The following is a 22,497-nucleotide window of genomic DNA, read 5'->3' as shown; positions in this document are numbered from 1 at the left end:
CTGAGAATATAATATCTCACCATATCCCACTAAAAGTAGGATCAACAGGTTGATTATAATGAGTTTTAGTGTTTTCATATATGTCATTCCTTAGAGTTATTTTTATATGTTTATAGTTGGATTGTTTTTTCTCATATTTAATTTTGCCATTAGAAAATTCAATCCACTTTTTCTTTATTTTGGAATGCTTTTTTAATTTTATAATCGTCCAATTTGAGACTGTAATTGATATATCCATCATTTTTTGAATTTAACCAGAGACGATACTCTGAATTTCCCGGAGGAGATAATAATGTGATATTAGAAGATTTTCCTATAAATTCTTCATCTTATACTGGCAAAACAGATTGCCGATGCTTCATGGCATCGTATTGATGGGGAGATCCTGCCCAATTTAAGAGCGATACTGGCCTGGGGAGTAAATAAAGCAATCAGCTTATGTTAAATATTTGTGAGGTTAATCACAGGATAGAATGGCGTTTTGTTGGGAGATTAATTGAATTCATCCACGCTTCAGGCTTTCACTCGGTGTCTCGCCGTAGCGGGTTTTATATTCCGCGCTGAAACGTCCCATATGAGCGAATCCCCAACGCAGGGCGACGCCCGTGACGCTGGTGGCCTCTCCTGCCAGCAGTTCCGTGTGGACATGTTCCATGCGCAGGTCGCGTAAATATTGCATCGGGCTGATATGCAGAAATTCTTTGAAGCCGGAATAGAGGCTGCGCAGGCTGACTCCTGCTACCTGAGCGAGCTGTTCTACCGTAATCGGTTCATGGGCATGGGCCTGCAAATACTCCTGCACTCGCCGTACATGCCGTGGGCGAATGGAACCCCGGCGGTTGGAGGAAGATTCTGTGTAATTATGCTGATGTGTAGACAGTAAAGTCACGGAAAGCAGTTGTTCCATTTGGTTGATAATCAGTTTATGTTGCAAAATATCCGGTACTTGGGTGGTGCATTCCAGCAAATAAGGCATCAAGCAGCGCCATGCCTGACAGCGTTGCCATTCAAAGCCCAATTCAAAGACCAGCGGGTTATCCAGCGGATGCCCTAATTGTCCGATAAGTGTTCTTTCCAGCAGGGAACGAGAGATCCTGACCATAAACTGATCATTATCGGTATTCCAGCGCATGGCGGTGTGCTGGTTCGGACTGAGAACAGATGCCATATCGGGCGTAGAGTCAATGTGTTGACCACCGCTTTCAATATAGGCATAGCCAGAAAGAGGCATCTGGACGAGGAAAAAACTTTCCAGTTCCCCCGGATTGATTTCGACATTGGCACCGTAACGCAGCCGGCTCATGGATAAATCTCCCAGCGGAATATAGTGCATTCTGGCATCCAGCTTCTGACTGCTGCCCAGTATATTCAGCTGATGGGGCTGCATGACTCTTCCGACCATAGATTTAACTTCATCAAGATCGTTGGATAAAAAGAGTAAATGTTCTGTGGAATTGAGATGGGACTCAATTTTCGTTACTGCATATTTAGGATCTGCGCATTTTGAATCAGCGTACTTTAATCCAGAATAGCTTGATCCAGAACGTATTGCTCCGGAATAGTATTGAGATCTCGAATCGCTCATCGTTTCAGATACCTCCAGTCAAAAATATGACAAGAACAGATTAGCCTTATCCATTTTCCTGCTAACAGTATCCACATTATGTCTAAATGAAATATATATGATTGTGCATATATTCATGAAAGACACTATTCAGTATTAATTAGGCTTATTGACCGTAAGTGATCTCATTTCCTGCCTGTTTTTCCTGATGATTTGTCCGTCTGCTGCACGCTTTATCCAAACACTGCATAAATAACAATTACATGACAAATCATGCATTGACCATTGATGCCTTCCCGAATTACATAGAAAGCAACTGAAAAAAATGGGCAGAGATTACAGAGGTGAGCATGGCTGAGCGATCATTTGTCGAAGAAGTGAAAAAATTGCGTCTGGGTCAGGGCGAAGTTTTCAGCGGCGAAGGGATACTTGCGGTGGCAAAAGCCCTGTTGGAATCAGGCGTTGCTTATGTGGCTGGCTATCAGGGCGCACCGATTTCACATTTGATGGATGTATTGGCCGATGCTCAGGATATTTTGTCTGAATATGGCATCCGCTTTGAAAACAGTGCCAGTGAAGCCACTGCTGCTGCAACTCTTGCAGCCTCCGTTAATTATCCGATGCGTGGTGCAGTCACATTTAAGGCGACTGCCGGCACGAATGTTGCCTCGGATGCGTTGGCGAATCTGGCCTCCGGCGGCGTTCTCGGAGGAGCACTGATTATTGTCGGCGAAGATTATGGTGAGGGTTCTTCTATCATGCAGGAACGTAGCCATGCTTTCGCCATGAAATCCCAGATTTGGTTACTCGATCCGCGCCCTAATCTGCCCTCAATGGTGCAGGCCGTGAAAACGGGATTTGAGCTGTCGGAAGCCAGCCATACGCCAGTTATGTTGCAGATGCGTATTCGCGCCTGCCATGTACACGGTCAGTTTATTTGTGCGGAAAATCGTGCGCCATCTTTCATGATCAAAGATGCGCTGGAAAATCCAATGCGAGATATCCGCCGCATTGTGTTGCCCCCTGCCAGTTTTCTGCATGAAAAAGAGAAAATTCAGGATCGCTGGCCTGCTGCCGTGCGTTTTGTTCAAGAGCGTGGATTGAATGAATTTTTTGCTGAATATGCTGATGACATTGGCCTTGCCCTGCAAGGCGGATGCTATAACACCGTGATCCGTGCTTTGAATTTGCTGGGATTGGCGGATGTTTTTGGCAAGAGCCGGATACCTCTGTATGTCATGAATGTGGCTTATCCGTTAATCGATGAGGAGTTTGAGCGTTTTTGTCATGGTAAGCAGGCGATTTTGGTGCTGGAAGAAGGGCAACCTAACTTTATTGAGCAGAATATCGCTAATATTTTGCGTCAGCGTGACATAACCACTCGTTTGCACGGTAAAGATTTGCTGCCTATGGCGGGTGAGTACAACACGGCAACGGTATTGGCGGGACTCCGGGCATTCCTCGAACGTTACAACAAGATTGAAGCCGAAGTTTCTGTTGCCGCCTGTCAGGTGCGCATTCCTGCCGTTACTTTACCGACCTTACCGATTGAGGAAATACCGATTGAGGAAAAAGAATCTCTGGTCGAGGCTGTTCATACCCGCCCTCCCGGATTTTGTACCGGTTGTCCGGAACGTCCGATTTTTACAGCGATGAAGCTGCTGGAGCGGGAGTTGGGGCAACACCATGTCAGTGCGGATATTGGTTGTCATCTGTTTGCCATCTTACCCCCGTTTAATTTGGGCAATACCACGATGGGTTATGGATTGGGCGCAGCGGGCGCGGCTGCACTCAGTGCGCTAGTTGCCAATAAACGGGCAATTTCTGTCATGGGTGATGGCGGGTTTTGGCATAACGGTTTGACGAGTGGCATTGCCAATAGCGTTTTTAATCGCAGTGACAATCTGACCATCATTGTAGACAACAGTTACACCTCTGCGACAGGAGGACAGGATATTTTATCCTCCGCTGCGTTGAATCCCAGCCGCAGTACGGGGCATGACATCGAAAAAGCGGTCAGGGGCGTTGGCGTGAAATGGGTACGAATAATCAGGCGCACGTATGACCTGAAAGCGATGACCCATACCTTGCGTGAGGCACTGACAACCGGTGAAAAGGGGCCAAAAGTTGTCGTCGCGCAGAGTGAATGCATGTTGAATAAACAACGTCGTGAGAAGAAAAAACTCAAGGATGCGCTTGCCGCCGGACAAAGAGTTGTCCATGAGCGTTTTGGTATCGATCCTGATACTTGTACGGGAGATCACTCTTGTATTCGTTTGTCTGGCTGTCCTTCTTTGTCGATTAAACCGAACCCGGATCCATTGCGCACCGATCCGGTGGCAACAGTATTGAATAGTTGTGTGGGGTGTGGATTGTGCGGAGAAGTTTCTCATGTTGCGGTGTTGTGTCCTTCATTTTTCAGGGCGCGGATTATTACCAATCCCAGTCGTTGGGAACGGTTAAGTCATCATATTCGCAAAAGGATCATCGGTTATCTGCAAGGCCGTGATACCAAGCGCCGCAAACAATATGACTTTTAGGGGAACTCATGTTGATGCGATTACCTATAAAAATATCACCCATTCAAATACCAACCCTGCAACCCATCAAAATTGCGATTCTGGCGATGGGGGGGGAAGGCGGGGGCGTACTGGCAGACTGGATAGTCAGTTTAGGAGAAGAGCATGGTTATTTTGCTCAGACGACGTCTGTCCCCGGGGTTGCACAGCGGACTGGAGCAACCATTTATTATGTCGAATTGTTTCCGGGAGCCGATAATCCAGAGAATCCCGCACCTGTGCTGGCTTTGATGCCCGCTGCTGGCGATGTGGATATTGTGCTGGCTTCTGAATTGATGGAAGCCGGACGTGCTGTCCAGCGTGGTTTTGTTACCTCAGATCGTACTACGCTGATCGCATCAACCCATAGAGTGTTTTCCATAGGGGAAAAATCGGCGATGGGGGATGGGCGTGTGGATAGCAGAGTCTTAGTCCGGCAATCCCGACAAGCTGCCCGGCGTTTTGTCCATTTTGATATGGCACAGATGGCTGAGAAAAGTGGCAGCGTGATCAGTGCGGTATTGTTTGGGGCTCTTTGTGGGACTGGCGCTTTGCCATTCAGCCGTATTGAGTTTGAGGAGACGATCATCAAGGGAGGAGTGGGGATAAAACCCAGCCTGCAAGCCTTTGAATTAGGGTTGAGTCGGGTTCAATCAGAGGTGGAGGTTGCGGAATTAGAAGCGACGTCAACAACCCGTATCAGGCAAAAAATACCCACTTCACAAAACAAAGTGAGTGCTCTTTTGCTGCGTATCCAGCAACAAATGCCATCCCGTATCCATGACATTGTGCTCGAAGGTGTCAGGCGTCTGATTGATTACCAAGATCCGGCTTATGCCAGTTTGTACCTCGATCGCTTGCAGGGTTTGATTAATCAGCAAAAAAACGGTGATGAGCGATTACTGCGTGAAACGGCTCGCCATCTGGCGTTGTGGATGACTTATGAAGACATCATTCGGATAGCCGATTTAAAGATCCGTGCCAGTCGGTTTGAGCGTGTTCGTAAAGAGGTGCGGGTGAGAAACGATCAACTCGTCGAAATTAATGAATTCTTGCATCCGCGCCTGGAAGAGGTGTGCGATACCTTACCCGTCTTTATTGGGCGCTGGCTGTCTCGTCCTCATTTCGTCAACCGGATGCTGGCGAAATTACTTAGCCGTGGACGTGTGATTACCACCAGTTCCATTCCCGGATATTTATTGCTGCATATGCTGGCGAGCTGGCGTCGCATACGTCGTCGTACCCTGCGTTTTCACTGTGAAACAGAACGGATTGAAGGTTGGTTACGGCGGATTGTGACAGCAGCAAAACGCAATCCGGATCTGGCTCTGGAAATTGCCCAATGTCAGCGATTGATCAAGGGCTATGGTGATACTCACATACGTGGATTGCGTAATTTCCAGACCCTGATGGAGATTGTGGATCATCACTTGCCGTACTTGACGCCCGCCAACCTGAGCCAACTGCGTGAAGCCGCGCTGGCAGATGAACATGGCAACCAATTACGTGAGTGCATACGACATCTTTCTCTTGATTAAAATGTCTCTTGATTAAAATGTCTCTCGATTAAAAAAACGATCTTAAGGAGCTAGTGATGAGTCTGCTTCGATTTGAACAACCCCATAAAATTCGATTTTCTGAATGTGATCCTGCGGGGATTGTCTTTTATCCCCAATATTTCGTGATGTTCAACAACTTGGTGGAAGAGTGGTTCGATGAATTAACTTCGGTGGGATATGCCAATTACATCGCCAGACATCGCTTTGGCTTGCCAACGGTTCATTTGGAAGCTGAATTTAAGTCGATCAGCAAAATGGGAGATGAGGTCTGGCTGAAATTGAACGTTGAGAGAATTGGCAGAAAATCACTGACATTGAACCAGAGCTGTATCAGCAAGAATGGAGAACTGAGGATGAAAGTTACCCAGACCTATGTCACGACTTCATTGGATACCCATAAGGCAATTCTTATCCCTGATGAGCTTTACTATTCCTTAACCGAACATATGCCTTAACCGAACATATGCCCTAACCGAACATATGCCTTAACCGAACATAAGCCTTAACCGATCGAAATATGCTTTGACCTCATTATCGTGTGACAGGCAGCGTGTAACAGGAGAAGAAGCAGCATGAATATAGTCTGTATTGGTGGTGGACCGGCTGGGTTATATTTCGGTCTGCTGATGAAGTTGCAGGACCCCAATAACCGCGTCGTGGTGATCGAACGCAACCGCCCGTATGACACGTTCGGCTGGGGCGTCGTGTTTTCGGATGCGACGCTGGAAAACCTGAGTGTGGCAGATCCCGTATCAGCCAGCACTATCGGGGGAGCGTTCAGCCATTGGGATGATATCGATATCCACTTCAAAGGGACGGTAAATCGCAGTAGCGGCCACGGATTTATCGGTATTGGCCGCAAAAAATTACTGAACATTCTGCAAGATCGTTGTCAGGAGGTTGGCGTTGAGCTGGTGTTCGAAACCCAAGTCGAGGACGCGCAGGAGGTTGCCCGCCAATATCATGCGGATTTACTGATCGCTTCAGATGGGATCAACAGCAAGATCCGGACATGTTATGCCGATGTGTTTAAGCCTGATATCGATCAACGCCAGTGTCGTTTTGTCTGGCTGGGAACTCATAAGGTATTTGATGCTTTTACATTTCTGTTTGTTGAAACAGAACATGGCTGGTTTCAGGTTCACGCTTATCAATTTCAGGAAGGTCTATCGACTTTTATTGTCGAAACCCCGGAAGCAACGTGGCTGGCGGCCGGCATCGACAAAATGTCACAGGAAGAGGGCATCGCATATTGTGAAAAATTATTCGAGCCGTGGCTGGATGGGCACAGGTTGATCTCCAATGCGACACATTTGCGTGGTGCTGCCATTTGGATAGGTTTCCCCCGGGTGATTTGTTCGAACTGGGTTAATTGGATCAGGCCGGAAGGGGATAACAGCAAAAATATCCCGATCGTATTAATGGGAGATGCTGCCCACACCGCTCATTTTTCCATTGGTTCCGGCACAAAACTGGCATTGGAAGACGCGATTGAACTGACTAACAGCCTGAAAGCCCATCAAGGGGATTTGGTGGCAGGTTTATCCCATTATCAGCTCGTGCGTAACGTGGAAGTGCTTAAAATACAGAATGCAGCGCGTAATTCAACGGAATGGTTTGAAAATGTGGTGCGTTACGAAGACTTCTCGCCTGAACAGTTCGCTTATTCATTGCTGACCCGCTCACAGCGCATTTCCCATGAAAACCTGCGATTGCGGGATAAGGCATGGCTGGAAAATTATGAACGCGGGTTTAATCAGCAATCCGACGGTGCTTTTCCTACGATCCCACCCTTGCTGACACCTTATAAAGTACGTGGGGTGATCCTGAAAAATCGGGTCGTGGTTTCCCCTACTCTGCTGTATAGCGCTGTAGAAGGTGTTCCGGGGCAATTCCATCAGGTTCACCTTGGCAGCAGGGCACTGGGAGGCGCTGGTCTGATCATTGCTGAAATGACGGCGGTTTCACCGCAGGCGCGTGTTACTCCCTCGTGTACAGGCTTATGGAATGATCAACAGGTTCAGGCCTGGAAGAAAATCACTGATTTTGTTCATCAGAACTCCGATGCTTTGATAGGAATTCAATTGGGACATGCGGGTCGGCGGGGATCGAGTCAAGTTGGCTGGGAACAATCTGATCATCCGCTGGATAAGGGAAACTGGCCTCTGGTTTCTGCCTCGGCTGTGCCTTATCTGTCCGGTATTTCACCCGTGCCCGCTGCCATCACCAAAGCACAGATGAATGAAGTTATTGAACAGTTCGTGGCGGCGACGCACCGTGCCGTTGAAGCAGGTTTTGACTGGCTGGAAATTCAGGCTGCCCACGGTTATCTGCTGTCCAGCTTCATTTCACCGCTGACTAACCTGCGTGATGACGAATATGGTGGTTCACTGGAAAATCGGCTTCGCTTTCCGTTAGCGGTCTTTAAGGCCGTGCGTGATGTCTGGCCGGCTATTCTGCCGATATCCGTGCGTATTTCGGCCACTGATTGGGTTGAGGGCGGAACTACCGTGGATGAAGCGGTTGCCATTGCCCGGTATTTCCACGAAGCCGGGGCGGATATAGTGGATTGCTCAACAGGTGAAGTCTCTGCTGAACAACAGCCCGTTTATGGGCGGATGTATCAAACCCCGATGGCTGACTGCATTCGCAATGAAGGCAAAGTCCCTGTTATTGCCGTCGGCTCAATTACAGATGCCGATCAAATCAACGGCATTATTGCTTCCGGACGTGCTGATCTCTGTGCTTTGTCACGTCCCTTCCTGTCTGATCCGGCTTGGTTACTGCATGAATGTGCCAAATATGGCTGGACAACGATTGATTGGCCAAAACCTTATCTTTACGGTAAAGCACAACTCGAACGCTAGTTAGCCCAAACATACGCCCGGTAGATTTCAAATAAACAGCTTTCAAATAAACAGCTTTCAAATAAACAGCTTTCAAGTGAACAGGTTTCAACTGTATCCGTACATTTATTCGTATAGGAGATATTTATGCCTCAACCAGAAAACGATAAAGCTCATGATCAACATTATGCTCATGATCAACATAGAGAAGACACGGCTGGCCGGGCCAATGTCGAGGATAGCCCTGAATTACTGGCGTATTACAAGGAGTTGGAAAAATACAGGGCGGGAGCGCTTTGGACAATCGCCAATAAAATCGAGCCTTGGCAACCACAATCAGACTCTGTTCCTGTGCTTTGGCGTTATCGCGATTTACGTGAACACGTTATTAAATCAGCAGATCTGGTGACACCAGAAAAAGCGGGGCGCCGGGTAGTGTATCTGAACAACTCTGGCAAGCCGGAATTATCTACCGCCGTGGGATTACTCTATTCCGGTCTCCAGACAATGCGTCCGGGTGAAGCTGCCTCGGCTCATGCCCACTCTTCCTCCGCGTTGCGTTTTATCATGGAAGGACGCGGCGCTTACACCATCGTCGATGGACAGAAGATGATGCTGGAAAAGAATGACTTCGTCCTGACTCCCAATGGCACATGGCATGAACACGGCGTTGATCCTGATGGTTCTCAGTGTATCTGGCAGGATGGTCTGGATATGCCGTTGGTCAATGTGCTGGAGGCGGGCTTTTACAAGGTGCATTCTGAGCTGCGCCAGGTTGTGACCGAACCCGTGGACTCTTCTGTTGCGCTCTGGGGTGCTCCTGCTCTGCGCCCACAAAATGTCGGCTGGAATAAACCGTACTCTCCGTTGTTCAGATATCAGTGGGAGCCAACTTATGAGGCTTTGCAGCGTTATGCCCGTGTGTCAGACGGCTCGCCTTTTGATGACATTCTGATGTATTACACCAATCCGCTGACAGGAGGACATGTCATGCCGACGCTGGGTGCCAGTATGCAGTTGTTGCGTCCCGGTTTTGTTGGCAAGGCACATCGGCATACGGGGAGTTTTATGTATCAGGTCGCGAAAGGAGAGGGTTATTCCGTGATTGGAGGCCAGCGATTTGACTGGCAAGAGCGGGATATTTTCTGCGTTCCTTCGTGGTCATTCCATGAACATGTGAATACTTCACAAACGGAAGATGCTTGTCTGTTCTGTTTCAACGATTTGCCGGTGATACAGGCATTGCAGTTGTATTACGAAGAAGCCCTGACAGATAACGATGGGCATCAACAAGTGGGGGGATAAAAATGCGTTTAATCACTTACCGTAAAGAAGCAACCGCTACCGCACGATTAGGGGCGATAGTAAAAAACCATGTCGTGGATTTGGCTAAACTGGCCGACTATGTCGGGAGTACATTACCTGACAATATGCTGGATTTTATCGATCTGGGACCATTGGCTGTAAGCAGCACAACAGCGATGCTGGATTCATTCAAGGGTCTGTGGCCGGTAGGGATTTCACTGCCATTGCCGAATGTAAAAATCCTTGCCCCGATTCCTCGTCCACGAAAGAACATTTTTGGCATTGGCCTGAATTATATTGAACATGTCGCTGAATCCAGCCGATCTCTGGATACGGCAAAAGATCTGCCGAAAGAACCGGTCATTTTTTCCAAGCCGCCAACCACGGTGATTGGTCCTGATGATGCGATCGAGCATAACAGTGAAATTACCCAACAATTGGATTGGGAAGTGGAATTGGCGGTGATTATCGGGACTCGCGCTAAAGGGGTATCGGAAGCGGATGCGCTGAAATATGTCTTCGGCTATAGCCTGCTTATCGACATGAGCGCCCGTGACTGCCGACGTGCCGGGCAGTGGATCTATTCCAAAGGACAGGACACCTATGCGCCTTTCGGCCCTTGTATTGTCACGGCTGATGAAATTCCTGACCCTCATAACCTCGATTTGAACCTGAAAGTTAATGGTGTGATCAAGCAAAACTCGAATACCCGCTACATGCTGTTCAGGATCAATACCCTGATTGCGGATATCAGCAAAGGCATCACACTGGAGCCGGGGGATATTATCGCCACGGGAACACCGTCCGGCGTCGGTGCGGGGCGTGATCCACAAGAATGGTTGTGGCCGGGGGATATCCTTGAAGCTTATCTCGAAAGGATAGGTGAATTGCGTCATCCCGTCATCGCCGTGTAAATAAAGAGGTAAATAAATCAGTAAATAAATCAGTAAAGAAATAGGAGCCTGATATGCTGAATCTCCCTAAATTCAAGGCGGCTGCGGTACAGGCTGCTCCAATCTTTCTGGACACGGAAGCGACAGTTGATCTCGTTTGTCAGCTAATCCGCGAGGCAGCAGATAACGGTGCCGGTCTGGTGGCATTTCCCGAAGTCTTTGTGTCCGGTTATCCCTATTGGAACTGGGTGATGAATCCCGTACAGGGCAGCCCGTGGTTTGAAAAACTGTGCAAGTCGGCCATTGAAGTCCCGGGGCCGGAGATACACAAAATTGCACAGGCAGCGGCACGGCATCATATCAACGTTGTGGTCGGGGTGAATGAGCGCAATCCCAATGGTATCGCCACGCTTTACAACACGTTGGTCACTATCTCTGATGAAGGTCGTATTTTGGGAAGGCACCGCAAGCTTGTGCCGACATGGGCAGAGAAACTGACATGGGCGAATGGCGATGCGTCTTCATTAAAGGTACACGATACCAGCATTGGCCCATTGGGGACGCTGGCTTGTGGCGAGAATACCAATACATTGGCTCGTTTTTCTTTGTTGTCCCAAGGGGAACTGGTGCATGTTGCCAGTTATATTTCCCTGCCTGTTGCGCCACCGGATTATGACATGGCCGAGGCGATCCGTTTGCGAGCGGCAGCTCATTGTTTTGAGGGCAAAGTTTTTACCGTCGTTTCCTGTTCCACTCTCTCCCGGGAAATCGTGAAAGCCATGGCTGCGAGCCATCCAGAGGCAGAGGAGATGCTGGCACGTCCCAATAGCGCGTTTACAGGGATTATCGGGCCGGATGGTCGTGAGATTGGTCATTCTCTCATTGATGTGGAAGGGATCGTTTATGCGGATATCGATCTGAATCTCTGCATTCAGCCCCGTCAGATGCACGATATAACAGGGCATTACAATCGCTTTGATATCTTCGATCTGAAAGTGAATCGCCGTCCGATCAATGCGATCCGGTTTGTGGATCATCCTTTGGATCAGACGGAATTGAATACACGTGCTGATTGGGATGATCCCATACAGGAGAATCTGCTATGAGTGAAAAGCGTTATTTTCGGGTAGGGCAAATAGTGCCTTCTTCAAACACGACGATGGAAACAGAGATCCCCGCTATTTTGCATGCCCGTGAAGTGATTGCGCCTGAACGTTTTACCTTTCATTCCAGTCGTATGAGAATGAAAACGGTCACAAAGGAAGCACTGACGGCAATGGATGCAGATAGTGATCGTTGCGCGCTTGAACTGTCGGATGCGGCGCTGGATGTGCTGGGGTATGCCTGTTTGGTGGCAATCATGAGTATGGGAAAGGGATATCACCGAATTTCTGAAAAACGCCTCTATCTGCGGACGCTGGAGAATGGTTATCCGGCTCCGGTTGTTACCAGCGCGGGGGCGCTGGTGGACGGGCTTCATGCTTTGGGTGCCAAACGTATCTCCATATTGACGCCTTATATGAAACCATTGACCCAACTAGTGATTGATTACATTGAAAATGAGGGGATTGAGGTGATTGACAGCATTTCGCTGGAAATCCCTGACAACCTTGATGTCGGACGGCAAGATCCTCTTGCGCCAGTGGAGATAACTAAACGACTGAACAGCAATGTTGATGTTATTGTCGCTTCGGCCTGTGTACAAATGCCTTCGCTGGCATCGGTTCCACTGATTGAAGATCGTGTGGGATTGCCTGTTATTTCCTCATCCGTGGCGACCACCTACATGATACTGAAACAGCTTGGACTGAATACATACGTTCCGAGATTTGGCTCACTGTTATCAGGAAAATATTGATCTTATGCCTATCGTAGAGATGTTTTTCACGGATGAACCTTTTAGAATTGGAAGACAAAAACTTTCCTGAGAAAAAAGGTTGTTCAACTTATGCCAGATTCAAAAGTGTTCGTTGACAATTACTTGCCTGCCTTACTCGGGCAGGCATGGATGCTGGTTTCTTCTGAATTCCATGATATCGTTGAAGCGCAGGGGCTGTCAGTGCTGGAGTGGCGGGTATTATCGACATTGGCGGGAAGCGGCCCGATTGGTATCAGCCTTCTGGCGCAAAAAACGGTCAGTAAACAACCTACCATCACACGTGTTTTGCAGCGTCTGGAATCGCAGGGGCATGTAGCACGTTTTTCCAATGGCGGTGGAGATCGCCGTATTACATTAGTACGTCTGACGGAATCGGGGCAGAAAGTAGTGGATGGATTGCTGACTGAAGCTGAATCTCATGAAAAAAATGTACTGGAGTCATTGGGCAATGGCAAAAGTCAGTTATTGAAAGAGGTTTTGCAAGAATTGATTAAGCGACATACGCCAATACGTAAGGCGTTAGGGGAATTTAATAAGTAACCTGCTTTTGTAAGGAGACATATTTTTTGTCTCCTTTGATTCAATTTAAGCATTAACTTAAGCAAATGGATCTCCATATTTTGCCAGAAAATCTATTGCTCCACAGATATCACCTATGATAGCCCCAGGCTTAATATAAGTAGAGCAATGTTATCAGGTAGTTTTATGAGGAATAAGTAATCATCGTGTCAAAATTACTTATTTTGCTCGCAGGTTGGTTTGACACAGTATGAAATACACGATGACCCAAGTATGACAGGCGTGTTTCAGCTGGTTTTGGGTAAAACGTGGGACAACGAGTGTCGTTAGATAACTATTATAAATTATAGGATATTAGGCTACATGCATCAGCATATATTAGTTACTGACAATTTAGGTAGATTGTTAGGTACATTTAACGGTATTAATTATCTTGATGTTGAATTCATATTTTCTGAAAACTCAGCAAGATTCATAAAATTGAGAATGCTTTTTTGTCCTCCTTCTATGGACCCTATTGCAGCAGAAACCATGTATAACATGTTAGGTGAACGTCTGAAAACTATGCATGTGCAGGTTGTTAGCTTCTATAATATAGAGCAAGAAACTAAAGATTTGACGAACATTTTCTCAAAACCAGAAGGTTCCATTACGCTAAGCTTGGGCGAACTAAACTACCTTTACAGTACATTAGTTGACTTCATGGTTAAGGTTGCACAAAATGAAAGCGTCGACATATTGTACTTTTCAGCAGAGAATGAACAACTCAGTAAAATCTACCCTAGGTATGTTAAGCGATTTACTAGGCAGTACAATCTAGAATATATCAATGATGGAGGCAGTTATGCGATACGAATGCAAGGAAACTCATAACAAAGAAAAAATTGATTTTGAGGCCATTCGCCAAGGTAAGATCCAGATGGTTCAAAAATTCATTGCAGCTAAAAAAGAGGCTGAACGCAAAGGTGAAATTGTATTTAAGCTCCTTTAACGATCAGTGATAGTACTCACTTTCCCAATCTGCATAATTTTTTTCAAGTTGCAGCTCTGTCGGCTGTGTTCACAAACGGGAATTGATTCCCTTGCCGCTTCACTGCAACTTGAAACCTATTGAATATAAACAAATTATTTAATCAATAATTTCTGCTTTTCATCTTCATGCTGGGCATTTTCCGTCAGCATCTGAAAATCTTTCGCTGTCCAATATTGTTCCGGAACAGGTAAGTTTTTCATTTCATTGGTCGGCCATAATTGAAGCTCAGCCAGTTTATCCAACGAAAAATGCTGATAATGCTCAGGCAGAGACAGGCGTAATGGACGGCTTTCTTTACCCGAAGGCATTAACGGATAGCGATTGCTCCCGATATCATAATTTCGGATCAGCAATAAAAATTTCTGGGGAATACGCTGATAACTGTTCCACCATAATCCATCGACACTATCAAACATCTCTTTTGTACCTGACCGACTATAAGCCCCTAATTCATTCAAAGTGGCAGGTAAGATGTTTTCCATTGAAGTCGAAAACTGAGTTACCGAAGAAGCATGGCCTTGCAAAATCAGTGTCATTGCCAACCGGGCACCCAGCAGATTTGAATAGAGATCTTCCGGAGAAAACGCAGAAACACTTTCTGGAAAACCGGGAACAGAATAATAGCCATACCATTGGGCAATTTCATGCCAGACGGCAAGCTGGAAAGCCAGTCTGGCAGCTAAATAGGCACTCAAGGTATAACGTTCTGCTGGATCTTCTGGTGGCGTAAAGGCGAAAAAGTGAATTTTACGGGCGGCAAGTTCATTATCCAGCGTTAAATCCCGTTCTTGACCGAGGTGAGCATAGATCTGGCTGAAAAAATAGAGCGTGTAATCTGCGGTATCCCTTACATGGGAGATATCAACAAATCCGCCTTTGTGAGTGTAGAGCAGACCGATTTTTTCACTGCTGACTCCTAACAATGCCGCACTCGCGCCGAGGAAGCTGTCATTGTAGTGATGCTCTCCCAGTTTTTCAGCTTCAACAATATTGTCGATATCATAGAAAGGAACAGGAACTACCCCTAGCTGGGTCTTGATGTTATAACCGAAAACACAACAGGCCCTTAAGCCCTCGGGCGGGGACATCGGCATCAATGCAGGCCAATCTTCCTGTGATTGTTCATGAGTATCACTGCGAAGTACAGGTTGTACAGGATCAGCAGCGGCTGATTTACTCTGACATGCCATCAATAAAAAACAGAGACATAGTGTCATTAACCGTCTCAAAATGCTTCCCCTACCTGAAAGTAGAACCCGGTGCTGTCTTTGCCAACACCAAAATCTAATCTGACATTCATACGTGGTTTAAATTCAAAACGATAGCCTACACCGACAGACGGGAGCCAATGCTTCGTCCCCAATTTTGAAGGTGAATCTCCTAATGTTCCCGTACCAACCCAGCCGACAATACCATGCCGCCAGTCAAGTTTGTGCCTTAGCTCCAGTTGTGTCGTGAAAATATTGTTGTCACGATAACGGCCTTCATAATATCCGCGCATCCGCTGACCGTTGCCGAGCAGTGATAATTGGTTCCACGGCACATCACCTCCGCTGAAACGGGCATAGTTATCAAACGCCAGTACTGTTTTTTCGGATAACGGATGGTAGATAGAATATTGTAACTGAGTGGTATGGAAGCGATAGTCTCCCCCTAACTCCGGGGAAAAATAGGTATAGGTAATCTCAAACGTCTGGCCGTGATGGGCATTGGGCAGGAAATCCCGGGTATCGTAACTAAAGTAGGCACTTACACCGGAACTGACAATTGAACGCCCCCCGACGGATTGTTCGAAATACCGTTTTGCTCCGGCATCCGGATCACTGGCATTGACGGATGAAAAATTCCAGCCTAATCCCATATAGGTGGCATCAGCGACGCGATAGAGCAGACGGGGATGAATATCAAATACCTGTGAGTTATATTTCTCTTTATTATTTTTATCTTTACCCGCGCTATAGCCTTTGCCCCAATAATAAGTCGGAGTGTTATTCACTGTACCGGAAACAAATAACCGCCATTGGTCATTGGCAAGGAAATTGTAATTGGTAAAATTCAGGCCAAATGCGCCGGTAGACGATCCAAAGCCACTAAGCCCCAGAGAAGATGTCTGGCTGATATGATCTGAGCTATCGGGACGATATAAACCAACGACCGCAACGCCAATCCCCACGCCCATCTCAGGTGTATAAAAAGGGCCGGGTAATACACCCCAGTCAATTTTCTTTCGGGTATCAAAATGATTGCTGCCGCCCAACTCGTTTAACCAGCCATCGATTTTTTGTCGATCGGGCAAAATATCAGCGTGTGTGGCTGAAGCAGTAAAAATAAGAAGGCTGGATATCACCAGCCTTTTGCAAGTCTTAAAGCCAAACATTAAAAACGGAACTCGCCGGAAACAAAGAAGGTATTTCGGTTACCGAAACCCACTTCAGATATTACGTTGAAATTACGGGTGACTTCGAAGCGTACGCCCGCAGTATTGCTCCATTTATGAGCGAGATGTTGTTTGACGTCAAATTTGATGTCTGTCATAGGCTTAATCACCTCAAACATTGAAAGCTCAGGTGGTAAATCAAGTCCACCAACATCACCTTTAAAGCGTTGAGTTATGTCTTGATACATAGCGCCTACCCATACTTGAACTTTTGTATTACCTTGACCAGCAATTAATGGGTTAAATACAAATTCATAACCAATACGAGGTGTTAGAACGAAAGCACTAATATCACCATCTAAAATATCCAGATTAGTGCGGGTATAATTAGCATCCAATGTGGCAAAGAATTGATTATAGCCACCCGCCAAAGTTGCTCCACCGCCAAAAGTTTTTCCTTTGAAGTTCAGCTCGAAAGGAATATTTTGAACATAATTAGCTTCTTCAAAAACGGCAATGTTATCTAAATTTGTCTTGGATTTACCTTTGGTTTTTCCATAGACACCATAAACGTTCAGGAAGGGAAATACCCAGGAATCAAGCTTAAGTAGATGGGTTTCGCTTTTTTGGCGAGTATCGCCAGCATCAATAATGATCCCTTTTTCCCAATTTCCAAACTTTGGATTAGTGAATTGAAACTTAATGCTATCTACAACAATATCCTGTCGCATATTCATATAACTATAACTGGCACCAAATGGCTCTGGCAGGTCGTAGCCTTTCGCTCGTGCTTTATCTCCCCAGATGGGCAGAATGCGAGATTCAGATTTAGCAGATCGGGATAAGCTACCGTCATTATTCGTTTGCGGAACTCCAGATTCTGTCATGGTTAATGAGAAAAGTGGGCGTTCACTATCTGCATAGCTATATGAAGTCGCAAGACATAGAGTTGCGGCTAACAATTTGCTGGTGTTAGTTACGTTCATAAATAAATTTGCTTCCTATTCTTGACGGGTAATTGTCTATCAAATCAACAGTAAGAGGATGAAAAGCGGCGTAGATTAGCATAGGTGTTTTAGACAAGCATTAACGAATTATGCTTGGAGATGGTTTATCGCACAATTTGGAGTTTTCGTTTGTTTTCTCACCAAAATAAATTGGTTTCCTCTTCCTTATATGTTAACAAAAATCATCATTTTATTTTGTGATTATTTACAGGGTAATTTTTATCTCGTGTATTATGATTGTAGAAAAATGGCGGATTACTCCGTTATATGGATATATAACGGAGCAGTATTGCTGCGTTTGATTTTTATACTTAACGGAAAGTTTTCTAATGAATTTCTGTTAACGCTGTTCGTGGTCGATATATTGACTGAATCGGAGTAAATAACCATCCGGGTCTTGAACCAGAAATTCTTTCTGACAAACGTGGGTATCGCCTATGCAGTAATAATTATCTTCCAATGGGCGATAAAGTTCGATTCCGTTATTTTCCAGGTTGGCTATAAGTGGTGCGATATCATCGACTTCAATCTGCAAATTGATCCCACGACCGAAAGGTTTACTAAGCTCCCCGATATTCCAGTCGCTGTCATGAAATGCTTCCAGCATTAATTGTGCTTCTCCCAGACCCAAATAGACAAAATCGGGATCTTTTCGCTGAATTAATACTTCGAATCCCAATATTCGTTGATAAAAATCGAGAGATGAAGAGAAATCGGTCACGGTAAGTTCTGGTACCATGCGATTCCAGTATGCTGGTTCTGTTGTGGTATTAGCGTTCACGCTATTTCCCCTAAATGATTATTTATTGATCACATGGCTCTCATCACCGCAAAAATATCTCTCAACATTTTTAAATGCGCTTTCAAAATAAATGTCATAACAGCTTTTGGTGACGTAGCCGATATGTGGGCTGCAAAGCACGTTATCTCGTTTTAATAAAGAGTGATTGTTATCCCAAATCGGTTCAATATCAAATACATCTAATGCGGCAAAACCGGGTGTACCTAAGTCGAGCGCTTTTTCCAATGCCCTTGCTTCTACCAGACCAGAACGTGCTGTATTCACGAATACTGCGGTGGATTTCATTTGGGTAAGATCAGCAAATGTGATGCCTCCGGTGGTTTCTTTTACTAATCGCTGGTGTAGGGTGACGACATCGGAAGTCTGGAAAAACGCTTCGCGGCAGCTTGGAACAATCAAACCTTCTTGGCGGGCTTGCTCTTGGGCACGAGTTGATCCCCAAACCTGCACTTTCATATCGAATGCTTGTGCGTATTTGGCAACAAGCCGGCCTATCTTGCCATAGCCGATTATTCCCAGAGTCTTGCCTGCTACGGTATCGCCAAGTTCAGTCTGCCACTGGCCTTTTTTCATGGCTTCTACAGAAGGGACAAATCTGCGTATGGAACTCTGAATTAACAGCCAGGCTAATTCTGCCGCGGCGACAGGTGAACCAGCCCCTTCAACGACAGCAATTCCCCGTTGTTTACACAGTTGCAGATCGATATTGTAAGCGACTTTCCCTGTCTGGCTGATCAGTTTTAAATTAGGGGTCTTAGACAAGAATTTTTCATCAATAAGGGTTCTTTCACGGATAAGTATCAGGGCATCAGCCTTGGATAACAGTTCTTCCGCTCTAGGATCACGGTCAAGGGCGCCGAGGCAAACCACCTCAAAGTCACTGTTCTGATATAAAATCTGGATTTGTTTTGTAGCTTGTTGATAATCATCAGGAATAATAACTAATGGCATTTGAGACATCCTTTGTACATATTTGAATGAGTCGGATTAACAAAGTGAAAATTGCATCATGTAGTGGGGTATCGCTGGATTAACACCCATCGAAGCCTATACGGGGCGCACATTGCACTTATTGTGTTAATCCAGCCTTAAGTGGCAGTGCCAAATCTATTGGAAAGATCCGAATTATGCTGACGCATGCATAAATTGGATTAGGCATCTTTATACAGAATGTTTCTATAAATACGGAATGAAACCTTATGAACAATATAGTGGTGATGATACGCCGTTTCAGGGATGTTATATAAACTATCCAGATATTGATATGAAATGTCTGGATAGTTCACATCAGAGTGTAGATCCCAGATGGATGGAACTTTATTACGGGAAAGATATTTCAAAGGAATTAATTGAAGTAAAAAATATTTTTGATAAAGGTAATGTATTCCGGCATGAGATGTCGATTCCGATAAAACCATATGATGATTGAATGAACCGCCCTTTTCAGGGCGGTTTGTTGTTCGCTTACCGCATTAGTCGTATCACACTGTCCCGGATAACTCTTTCAGATATTGGAAAATCTGGCGGTAAGATTTTGGTGGTTTATTCGCTGCTTTCTCTTTTTTAGCGTTGCGTACCAGTGAGCGAAGTTGCTGGCGATCCGTATGTGGATACAGTGCTATAACTTCTTCAAGAGCATCATCACTTTCAACCAGTTTGTCGCGCAGTTCTTCCAGCTTATGCAAAATAGTGATTTGCTGGTTATGGCGGTTTTTCAGCTTATCCAGCGCAGTGGTGATCGGTTCAGGATCACGGGAGCGCAATAGTTTTCCGATTAACTGCAATTGGCGGCGGCGGCCTTCACGTTTGATTTTCTGTGCCAGTTCAATGGCTGCCAGTAAATCTTCATCCAGCGGGATACGCTCCAGTTGGTTTTTGCTGAGTTCAACCAGCTCAGTTCCCAATTTTTTCAGTATTTCAGCATCTCGCTTGATTTCGCTTTTACTGACCCAGATTATCTCTTCTTCTTCCTCTTCAGCAGGATAATTGTCAAGCCAATCTTCAGGCTGCTTTGTCATAATCGTTTTCCTTCTAAAAAGGCCGGATGAGGTGTGTTTTGGAACATGACCTATCGTCCGGTGGGTGTTAACATCCTAATATTGTGTATTGTAACTGGGAAAATTGCCTGATTACCACTCGGCATTCATGTCATGAACTGAACTGAGGCATTTTTCCTGACAATTTCTCTCTTTAATTCATTGGATTATGGTTAATTAATGATAGTCACTAATCAACAAATTGCGGAGCAACGCAAGCAACTGGAAGATGCGGTTGCCCATGCCCTGGAATTAGCGAAGGCCGGTTGTGATGCTGCGGAAGTCGCAGTAAATAAAACCACGGGAATTAGCGTCAGCACTCGCTTCAGTGAAGTCGAAAATGTTGAGTTTAACAGCGATGGCGCACTGGGAATTACGGTTTATCATCAGCAGCGCAAAGGCAGTGCGTCCTCTACGGATTTGAGTCCTGAGGCAATCGCCCGTACTGTTCAGGCTGCCATTGATATTGCCCGCTATACATCTCCAGATCCTTATGCCGGCCCTGCCGATAAAGAATTGCTGGCATTCGATGCACCGGAGCTGGATCTTTTCCATCCTGCTGATCTGGACGCAAACAAGGCCATTGAACTGGCTGCCCGTGCTGAACAAGCCTCATTGCAGGCAGATGAACGCATTACTAATACCGAAGGCGGTAGTTTCAACAGCCATTATGGTATCCGGGTATTTGGCAATAGCCACGGTATGCTGCAAAGCTATTGTTCAAGCCGTCATTCTATGTCGAGCTGTGTGATTGCCGAGCAGGACGGTAATATGGAGCGCGATTATGCTTATACAATCGGCCGCCATTTTGACGATCTGCAATCCCCTGAGTGGGTTGGGCAGGAGTGTGCCCGCCGCACACTTTCCCGTCTGGGCGCACGCAAATTATCAACGATGAAAGCCCCTGTTATCTTTTCTGCGGAAGTGGCGACGGGATTGTTTGGTCATTTGGTGGGTGCGATCAGCGGTAGCAGTATTTATCGTAAATCGTCTTTCTTATTGGATAGTCTGGGCAAACAGATCTTGCCTTCATGGCTGACCATCGAAGAGCAGCCTCATTTACTGCGTGGGTTGGCTTCGACACCATTTGACAGCGAAGGTGTACGCACAACGCCATGTGAGATTATTAAAGATGGTATCTTGCAGACTTGGCTGCTGACTTCCTATTCTGCCCGTAAACTGGGAATGGTGAATACTGGTCATGCGGGCGGAATTCATAACTGGAATATTGCAGGTCAGGGGCTGGATTTTAACGGCTTGTTGCGCGAAATGGGGACTGGCCTGATTGTTACTGAACTGATGGGACAAGGCGTCAGTGCGACCACCGGGGATTATTCCCGTGGCGCATCCGGTTTTTGGGTCGAAAATGGCGAGATCCAATATCCGGTCAGTGAGATCACTATCGCAGGTAATTTGAAAGATATGTGGGCGAATATGGTGACAATTGGTAATGATATTGAAACACGCAGCAATATTCAGTGTGGTTCGGTGTTACTGCCGGAAATGAGTATCGCCGGTCAATAGGGATACTCAATTATCAGCAGCCAGTTCGGTATTACTGAGCTGGCTGGAAATTAGCGGTGATATTCACCTGCTGCTTCTGGTTGGTAAATTATTTCTAATACTTTTATGCGGGTTTTTTCGCCGTTCGGCAATTCCCAGATTATTTCATCTTTCACCCGCAGCCCCAGAAGTGCAGCACCCAAAGGTGCCATAACTGACAGTTGTTTGGTGCTGTCTTTCAGGGATGCAGGATAAACCAGAGTACGTATACGTTCTTCATTGCTGCCGAGATCAATAAAGCGAATTTCACTGTTCATTGTGACAACGTCGGCTGGTATATCGACAGGAGGCACGATTTCTGCCCGATCCAGCTCTTCATTCAAGGCATCCGCGATGCTGGTGTTAGCAAATGCGGGCTGTTCCAACAGAGAATCTAAACGTTCTGCATCCAGTTCGCTGATAATAATTTTAGGTTTTTTCATACCACGCTCCAAATTAGGCTCAATACAAAATAACACCCCGCATCGCAAGGAGGGGGGTGTTATTTTCAAATTAATTAAAATGATATTAGGCTGTTCTGTCGTGAAAATAAAGAGATCATGATCACGAACTGTTT

At 46.0% G+C, this 22,497-nt stretch carries 21 protein-coding genes; 13 read left to right on the top strand and 8 right to left on the bottom strand.

The features are described from left to right. Window positions 1-502 precede the first annotated feature (502 nt). Window positions 503-1,585: an AraC family transcriptional regulator gene (locus FE394_RS02205; RefSeq protein WP_319924764.1), complete on the bottom strand. Its 1,083-nt coding sequence runs from the start codon at window positions 1,583-1,585 to the stop codon at window positions 503-505. Window positions 1,586-1,914: 329 nt separating this feature from the next. Between FE394_RS02205 and FE394_RS02200 the strand changes: the two genes are divergently transcribed. The 11 genes from FE394_RS02200 to FE394_RS02150 all read left to right on the top strand — a co-directional run bounded on the left by FE394_RS02200 (window position 1,915) and on the right by FE394_RS02150 (window position 14,114). Continuing rightward, entirely contained in the window at window positions 1,915-4,104 is a 2,190-nt protein-coding gene (locus FE394_RS02200; protein ID WP_319924763.1) for an indolepyruvate ferredoxin oxidoreductase subunit alpha, read from the top strand. 14 nt (window positions 4,105-4,118) lie between these two features. Further along, complete coding sequence (locus FE394_RS02195) at window positions 4,119-5,660, top strand: indolepyruvate oxidoreductase subunit beta family protein (protein WP_319924762.1); 1,542 nt, start codon at window positions 4,119-4,121, stop codon at window positions 5,658-5,660. Between the two features lie 56 nt (window positions 5,661-5,716). Continuing rightward, window positions 5,717-6,136 carry an acyl-CoA thioesterase gene (locus FE394_RS02190; RefSeq protein ID WP_319924761.1) on the top strand — a complete coding sequence of 140 codons (420 nt, stop codon included), beginning with the start codon at window positions 5,717-5,719 and terminating at the stop codon, window positions 6,134-6,136. Window positions 6,137-6,253: 117 nt separating this feature from the next. Further along, window positions 6,254-8,548: a bifunctional salicylyl-CoA 5-hydroxylase/oxidoreductase gene (locus FE394_RS02185; protein WP_319924760.1), complete on the top strand. Its 2,295-nt coding sequence runs from the start codon at window positions 6,254-6,256 to the stop codon at window positions 8,546-8,548. Between the two features lie 126 nt (window positions 8,549-8,674). After that, window positions 8,675-9,832 carry a cupin domain-containing protein gene (locus FE394_RS02180; RefSeq protein ID WP_319924759.1) on the top strand — a complete coding sequence of 386 codons (1,158 nt, stop codon included), beginning with the start codon at window positions 8,675-8,677 and terminating at the stop codon, window positions 9,830-9,832. A gap of 2 nt (window positions 9,833-9,834) precedes the next feature. Continuing rightward, window positions 9,835-10,746 (top strand): fumarylacetoacetate hydrolase family protein, encoded by a 912-nt coding sequence (locus tag FE394_RS02175; protein WP_319924758.1) that lies wholly within the window; start codon window positions 9,835-9,837, stop codon window positions 10,744-10,746. A gap of 53 nt (window positions 10,747-10,799) precedes the next feature. Next, on the top strand, window positions 10,800-11,831 hold the full coding sequence (locus FE394_RS02170) for a carbon-nitrogen hydrolase family protein (protein WP_319924757.1): 1,032 nt from the start codon (window positions 10,800-10,802) through the stop codon (window positions 11,829-11,831). Next, the gene (locus tag FE394_RS02165) at window positions 11,828-12,583 is read left to right on the top strand and encodes a maleate cis-trans isomerase family protein (protein ID WP_319924756.1); all 756 of its coding nucleotides are present in this window, start codon (window positions 11,828-11,830) and stop codon (window positions 12,581-12,583) included. The genes FE394_RS02170 and FE394_RS02165 overlap by 4 nt, the downstream gene beginning before the upstream one ends. Before the next feature lie 90 nt (window positions 12,584-12,673). After that, complete coding sequence (locus tag FE394_RS02160; RefSeq protein ID WP_319924755.1) at window positions 12,674-13,144, top strand: MarR family winged helix-turn-helix transcriptional regulator; 471 nt, start codon at window positions 12,674-12,676, stop codon at window positions 13,142-13,144. 342 nt (window positions 13,145-13,486) lie between these two features. After that, window positions 13,487-13,996 (top strand): hypothetical protein, encoded by a 510-nt coding sequence (locus FE394_RS02155; protein ID WP_319924754.1) that lies wholly within the window; start codon window positions 13,487-13,489, stop codon window positions 13,994-13,996. Continuing rightward, window positions 13,968-14,114 carry a hypothetical protein gene (locus FE394_RS02150; protein WP_319924753.1) on the top strand — a complete coding sequence of 49 codons (147 nt, stop codon included), beginning with the start codon at window positions 13,968-13,970 and terminating at the stop codon, window positions 14,112-14,114. The genes FE394_RS02155 and FE394_RS02150 overlap by 29 nt, the downstream gene beginning before the upstream one ends. Window positions 14,115-14,248: 134 nt before the next feature. On the opposite strand, the gene FE394_RS02145 is transcribed toward FE394_RS02150, so the two are convergent. The 5 genes from FE394_RS02145 to FE394_RS02125 form a co-directional block, all read right to left on the bottom strand. Further along, window positions 14,249-15,373 carry a DUF4056 domain-containing protein gene (locus FE394_RS02145; RefSeq protein WP_319924752.1) on the bottom strand — a complete coding sequence of 375 codons (1,125 nt, stop codon included), beginning with the start codon at window positions 15,371-15,373 and terminating at the stop codon, window positions 14,249-14,251. An 8-nt stretch (window positions 15,374-15,381) separates the two neighbouring features. Beyond that, a complete protein-coding gene (locus tag FE394_RS02140; protein WP_319924751.1) occupies window positions 15,382-16,533 on the bottom strand; it encodes a BamA/TamA family outer membrane protein in 1,152 nt (383 codons plus the stop codon). Then, entirely contained in the window at window positions 16,533-17,519 is a 987-nt protein-coding gene (locus tag FE394_RS02135) for a hypothetical protein (protein WP_319924750.1), read from the bottom strand. The genes FE394_RS02140 and FE394_RS02135 overlap by 1 nt, the downstream gene beginning before the upstream one ends. Window positions 17,520-17,880: 361 nt before the next feature. Continuing rightward, window positions 17,881-18,279 carry a bleomycin resistance protein gene (locus FE394_RS02130; RefSeq protein WP_319924806.1) on the bottom strand — a complete coding sequence of 133 codons (399 nt, stop codon included), beginning with the start codon at window positions 18,277-18,279 and terminating at the stop codon, window positions 17,881-17,883. Window positions 18,280-18,339: 60 nt separating this feature from the next. Beyond that, window positions 18,340-19,293, bottom strand: coding sequence for a D-2-hydroxyacid dehydrogenase family protein (locus tag FE394_RS02125; protein ID WP_319924749.1), 954 nt, complete (start codon window positions 19,291-19,293; stop codon window positions 18,340-18,342). A gap of 238 nt (window positions 19,294-19,531) precedes the next feature. On the opposite strand from FE394_RS02125, the gene FE394_RS02120 reads away from it, so the two are divergent. Further along, complete coding sequence (locus FE394_RS02120) at window positions 19,532-19,771, top strand: BBE domain-containing protein (RefSeq protein ID WP_319924748.1); 240 nt, start codon at window positions 19,532-19,534, stop codon at window positions 19,769-19,771. Between the two features lie 52 nt (window positions 19,772-19,823). Here the strand turns inward: FE394_RS02120 and yjgA are convergent, their stop codons facing one another. After that, on the bottom strand, window positions 19,824-20,360 hold the full coding sequence (gene yjgA / locus FE394_RS02115) for a ribosome biogenesis factor YjgA (protein ID WP_319924747.1): 537 nt from the start codon (window positions 20,358-20,360) through the stop codon (window positions 19,824-19,826). Window positions 20,361-20,558: 198 nt separating this feature from the next. Here yjgA and pmbA point away from each other — a divergent pair, with 198 nt between their 5' ends. Continuing rightward, complete coding sequence (pmbA, locus tag FE394_RS02110; protein WP_319924746.1) at window positions 20,559-21,902, top strand: metalloprotease PmbA; 1,344 nt, start codon at window positions 20,559-20,561, stop codon at window positions 21,900-21,902. Window positions 21,903-21,952: 50 nt separating this feature from the next. Here pmbA and rnk read toward each other — a convergent pair whose 3' ends face one another. After that, a complete protein-coding gene (rnk, locus tag FE394_RS02105) occupies window positions 21,953-22,363 on the bottom strand; it encodes a nucleoside diphosphate kinase regulator (RefSeq protein ID WP_319924745.1) in 411 nt (136 codons plus the stop codon). Window positions 22,364-22,497: the final 134 nt, after the last annotated feature.

It is taken from the genome of Xenorhabdus littoralis (assembly GCF_033949345.1).
GTDB classification, from domain to species: domain Bacteria; phylum Pseudomonadota; class Gammaproteobacteria; order Enterobacterales; family Enterobacteriaceae; genus Xenorhabdus; species Xenorhabdus littoralis.
Note: the sequence above shows the minus strand (reverse complement) of the source record. Positions and strands in the feature narration are given on the sequence as shown.